The 4,980-nt window shown below is 40.1% G+C and carries 7 protein-coding genes; 6 read left to right on the top strand and 1 reads right to left on the bottom strand.

Annotation, left to right across the window (positions count from 1 at the left end; all coding sequences use genetic code 11):
* The first annotated feature begins 272 nt into the window (after positions 1-272).
* From Q0212_RS00035 to Q0212_RS00020, 4 genes are all read left to right on the top strand, one after another.
* Complete coding sequence (locus tag Q0212_RS00035; protein WP_297920494.1) at positions 273-647, top strand: single-stranded DNA-binding protein; 375 nt, start codon at positions 273-275, stop codon at positions 645-647.
* A gap of 147 nt (positions 648-794) precedes the next feature.
* The gene (locus Q0212_RS00030; RefSeq protein WP_297920492.1) at positions 795-1,592 is read left to right on the top strand and encodes a hypothetical protein; all 798 of its coding nucleotides are present in this window, start codon (positions 795-797) and stop codon (positions 1,590-1,592) included.
* A 10-nt stretch (positions 1,593-1,602) separates the two neighbouring features.
* Entirely contained in the window at positions 1,603-2,367 is a 765-nt protein-coding gene (locus Q0212_RS00025) for an alpha-ketoglutarate-dependent dioxygenase AlkB (protein ID WP_297920490.1), read from the top strand.
* Between the two features lie 14 nt (positions 2,368-2,381).
* Positions 2,382-2,981 carry a hypothetical protein gene (locus tag Q0212_RS00020; RefSeq protein WP_297920488.1) on the top strand — a complete coding sequence of 200 codons (600 nt, stop codon included), beginning with the start codon at positions 2,382-2,384 and terminating at the stop codon, positions 2,979-2,981.
* Between the two features lie 36 nt (positions 2,982-3,017).
* On the opposite strand, the gene csx16 is transcribed toward Q0212_RS00020, so the two are convergent.
* Positions 3,018-3,311, bottom strand: coding sequence for a CRISPR-associated protein Csx16 (gene csx16, locus Q0212_RS00015; protein ID WP_297920486.1), 294 nt, complete (start codon positions 3,309-3,311; stop codon positions 3,018-3,020).
* 245 nt (positions 3,312-3,556) lie between these two features.
* Between csx16 and Q0212_RS00010 the strand changes: the two genes are divergently transcribed.
* Complete coding sequence (locus Q0212_RS00010; RefSeq protein ID WP_297920484.1) at positions 3,557-4,225, top strand: VWA domain-containing protein; 669 nt, start codon at positions 3,557-3,559, stop codon at positions 4,223-4,225.
* Positions 4,226-4,234: 9 nt separating this feature from the next.
* On the top strand, positions 4,235-4,980 hold a 746-nt coding region (locus tag Q0212_RS00005; protein ID WP_297920482.1), incomplete at its 3' end, for a hypothetical protein.

Here is a 4,980-nt window from a genome sequence, read left to right as displayed (position 1 = left end):
CCAGACTTTATGGGATTAAGACTTCTTGGCTTGGTAGCAACGATAGTCATAATGTTCGAACCTCTTCCCAGACTTTATGGGATTAAGACTCTAAATTGGTCTGCAAAGAGTTGGTTACTGAGTTCGAACCTCTTCCCAGACTCTATGGGATTAAGACAAGCAGGGTACAAGATAATCCGCCTTAAATGTTAGGTTCGAACCTCTTCCCAGACTTTATGGGACTTTAACCACTCAAATTAAAATTAGGAAAAGCAACGCTATTAGGAGTTAATATGTTAATCAAATTAGTACGTATTGGCCGTGATGCCGAATTACGCTCAGCAAACGGTAAACCTGTGTTAAGCCTCTCGGTCGTGTATGATGTTGGTTTTGGTCAACACAAAAAACCGCAATGGCTCAACCTCACCCTATGGGGGCAACAAGCCGAAAAAGTGCAACCCTACTTTACTAAAGGCAAGCAAATTGTTATTCGTGCCGATGATATTCATATCGAAGAATATAATGGCAAAAGTAGTCTAAAAGGCACATTAATAGGTTTTGACTTTGTGCAAAATGCCCCCGCTCAAGAAGCTCCAAAACCCAATAATCCACCCCCAACCCATCAACCCCCACCTCCTTTTGATGACCTTGACGACATTCCGTTTTAAACTTCACCAAACCCGCCAACAGCGGGTTTTTTAATTGTTTTTGGCTTTTTTCTAACAATCATCGCAAGCTTGCAAAAACCATATTTGTACACACGCCCTGATAAATTATTGGTTAACTTCTTAACGACTATTTATAAGGGTGTTGCAATGAACGTTTCTGCAAATAATCATTTGGCCAGTTTTGCTCAAATCGTCAAAAACAGCACTCAACGTTTTGCAGCTTTGCCTGCTCATGTGCAATGGGATATTTATAGCACCCTCAAACCTAATCACTATATTTGCCAAAATGAAAGCCAGTTGATGGCGTATAATGCCCTATTCGCCAATCAGCATTTTGCCAAATTAATTGATCTATTTGATTTTGTTTTTGGTCGCTTTATTGAAATAGAACAAATTAACGCATTACAAAATACCACTCAACCGATTAGTGTCATTGACTATGGTTGTGGCCAAGGTTTGGCTAGTATGGTGTTACAGGAATTTAATCGTGAACGTCAATTAGGCTATCAGTTTGAAGAAGTAATTTTGATTGAGCCTTCCGCTTTGGCTTTAAAAGAAGCCGTTAAAAACAACTCACTGTACTACACTAACATTAAGCAGTACTGTCGCAAATTTGACCAAATTACTGCTGATGATTTACACACCAAACATCAGGTGACTATTCATTTATTATCTAATGTTTTAGATTTGCCCAATATTGATGTCACAGCTCTTGCTAGTTGTATTAAACCAAGTTTATCTGGCGTAAATATCTTTGTATGTTGTAGCCCCAACTTTAGCAATGCAGTTAATGGCATTAAACGATTTTGTGATGTTTTTGATAATGATGTAGAAAATATGTATTACCACAAAGATTATTGTGATGTAGAAAGTTTTGAAATGCGCTCGCAACGTCTGTGTAAATACAGAGTACCACGCTATGCCAAAATGTTTGTCATGCAATAAGGGGATTATCATGACTTTTGATTTATTTGCCGATAATGCCACAAACACATTGCCTACAGGTGTAAAGCTCCCCTCTTTAGCCGATTATGCTTGCCAAGAAATTGTGTTTAACCAAAGCAAAGGCTACAAAATCACGATTCCCCAAGGTGAATTGTTATATTTTCCTGAGTTTTTTAGCCAAAAAATTGCTAATCGTGCCTTAGATTTTTTGTTGGCCAACCGTGCAGGACACACGCAACCCGAAGAGCTTTCTGCCAATACACCGTGGACAAACATTCCATGGCAACAAGACGAAATTAACATGTATGGCAAAAAAATTCCTTTGCCGCGTTTGTCATCTTGGCATGGCGACAGTGACCATCCCTATACCTATTCGGGCATTACCTTGCAATCTTTGCCGTGGAATGCAGCCTTAGACTATTTGCGTGACCAACTGGAAGCTCTTACTCACACACGCTTTAACAGTGTCTTGTTAAATTTATATCGTGATGGTCAAGACCATATTTCTTGGCATACTGACGATGAACCTGAATTGGGCAAAAATCCAATCATTGCCTCGATTAATTTTGGTGAGTCTCGGCGTTTTTTGTTGCGTCGTCACGAAAAAGAACGCCAAGCACAAGAAAAACTAGAAGTGCTTTTAGGACATGGTTCATTATTGATTATGCAAGGTGAAACACAACACTATTGGCAACATAGTGTACCCAAACAAGCCAAAGTGTTAAAACCGCGTATTAATTTAACCTTTAGGTGTATTTATCCGCGTGCGAGTTAATTGGGAGTAATCCAATGTCTAATAAATGTTATGTTTGCCAAACAGAAAAAGGACTTGATGAATGTGTCGGCTGCCATCAATTAGTTTGTAAAACACACTCAGGTCACGTTAAACAATATATTTCGATTGATGGCCGAAAGGGTCGTGGCTGTCAAAAATGTATTGATGAGGGCGTAATTACACCTGACTATGGCTTATCGAATATCTCTTTGGCATTAAATGATGTCACTAAACGCCTAGAAAATAAAATTTATCCTAAAGTGTATAATGACTTAGAAAAACTCACCGACAAAGTTAAAACCGAATCATTTGCTGAAGCACATATTTTAGTTAAAGAGTTAGAAGAGTCGATTAAACGAACGGCTGAAAGTGTTAGCCAACAACTAGAGCAAACTGCCGATAGAATTGTGGCTGATAATCTAGTCAAAGTACAAGAAACGTTAACCCAACTTACCCAAGAAATCACCAAAGCTATTAGCCACCAACGCGTGGAAGTATCATCCGATGCCGAAAAAATTATTCAGGCATTAAGCAAAACCATTCAGCTTTCGTTTGTTTATTTGGCTTTGATTATTGTCTTTGGTTTGGCTGGCATTAAGTGGTTGATGGGCTAATAATCGCCACAAACAAAACTATAGCTTCTGCATCCATTAGTTGCCTCTTGTGATGACAAACTCTTCCAACTTAGCCCCATAATTGGCCAAATCCTCCGCACTGAGTTCTTTGCCTCTGGCAGAAAGAGGCATCTCTAAGCTTAAGTGCAAATAACGCCCACCTTGTTCACAGACAATGGCCGCCAAATTAATGGGTAATGTGCCAATCACCACATCGCCTGCTTGCACCAATACAGGGTCTAAATGTGCCACACAGACATCACAATCAATGCCTTGTAAAGCAGCCCATTGTTTTGCGCCTGCATGACGTGTGACAAAAAATGTGGTCATAATCTAGTTGCCCTTTGAGTGGTTAAAACTGGAGCTAAGCATAAAGTCTCATGTTGATATCGTCATAAATTGCAAGCTTGTTAATGACATTATTATTTTTAAGCACAATGCTCTATTACCCAATCTCATTTCTTCTATCACCTTTTTATAAAACATATCAGCCATTTCGCAAGCTTGCAATTTCGTTTAAATCTGTTTTTTCACCTAGTATATCCCCATTCACTTAACTACTTGGGGACATAACCATGCCAAACTTTGCTTTAGTTACTAATAACGATTTAATCGATAATCCCTCTCCTCGTTGTGCTTGTATGTTGGTGTTAGATACCTCTGGCTCAATGAGTGGCGATGCGATCAATCAACTTAACGAGGGCTTTCAACATTTTATCAATGCCGTACAACAGGACGAAGTTGCCGCTTGCTCGGTGGATGTGGGTGTAATTACCGCAGGCGGTCGAGTGGTTGAACAGTTGCCTTTTACCAATGTTATGTCTTTAGAAGCTGTGCAGTCTTTTGGCGCAAGTGGCAATACCCCCTTAGGTGAGGCAGTTAATTTAGCCTTAAACAAACTCGATAACCGTAAAAGAGAATATCAGAAAAATGGCGTTGCCTATTATCAACCGTGGTTAATTATTATCAGCGATGGCTCTCCTACCGACTCTTATCAACACGCAGCCGCCCAAAGCCGTCAGTTATCTCAAGACCGCAAATTAGTGTGTTTGCCAATTGGTGTAGAAGGTGCAGACGTGGCGGTATTGAGTGAGTTTTCTTCACGTGGTGCCAAAGCTCTAAGTGGCCTAAAGTTTCAAGAGTTTTTTGAATGGTTATCGGCAAGTATGAGTCGTGTATCGGCATCGGCATCCACCAGTTCGGCGGTTCAACTTCCACCCACCAATAGCTGGGAATCCATTTAGGAGAGAAAAATGATGTGGGGTTCATTATTTAATTTGTTTAATACCGTTAATGCGGCACAAGCGACTAGCCCAAAGCCTCAGCCACGTCCAGCACAGTCAGCGAGTCAAACCATGCAAACGATAACTGTTTATGATGCACATAAAAACCCAAAAACCTTAGAAAATATGTTAGCTAAGGGTGGTGAAGGAAGTGTATATGCCGTGCAAGGACGCAGCGACGTGTTGGTTAAATTGTATCACCCCGAAGTATTAAACAAGCTACAACCCCACTTGCAGCAAAAAATTACCGCCATGCTAAACAACAAACCCAATACCGCAAACTTGCTCAGTTGGCCACTGATTGATGTGTACAATCAACAACAACAGTGGATTGGTTATGCCATGCACCGCAAACAAGGCTTAAAACTACAGTTTTTGGCACATGCTGTGTTGTACAAAAAACATTTTCCACACTTTAATCGCCGCGATATTGTGCTGGTGTTATTGAGTTTAATTGAGCAAGTACAAAGCCTGCATCGTCAACAAATTATGATTGGTGACTATAATCTAAATAACTTTTTGTGCGACCCAAAAAGCAAAACGATTAGTTTTATTGATTGCGATAGTTATCAGTGTCAATTTAATGGCCAATTTTTTGCCTGTCCTGTGGGCAGTCCCGACCTTACCCCACCCGAACATCAAAATAAATCCTTTAAAGAAGTAGTGCGTAATTCGCAGTCTGAAGTGTTTTCATTGGCGATTATTTTGTTTAAATG

The organism is uncultured Agitococcus sp. (assembly GCF_937920075.1).
GTDB lineage: Bacteria > Pseudomonadota > Gammaproteobacteria > Pseudomonadales > Moraxellaceae > Agitococcus.
Note: the sequence above shows the minus strand (reverse complement) of the source record. Positions and strands in the feature narration are given on the sequence as shown.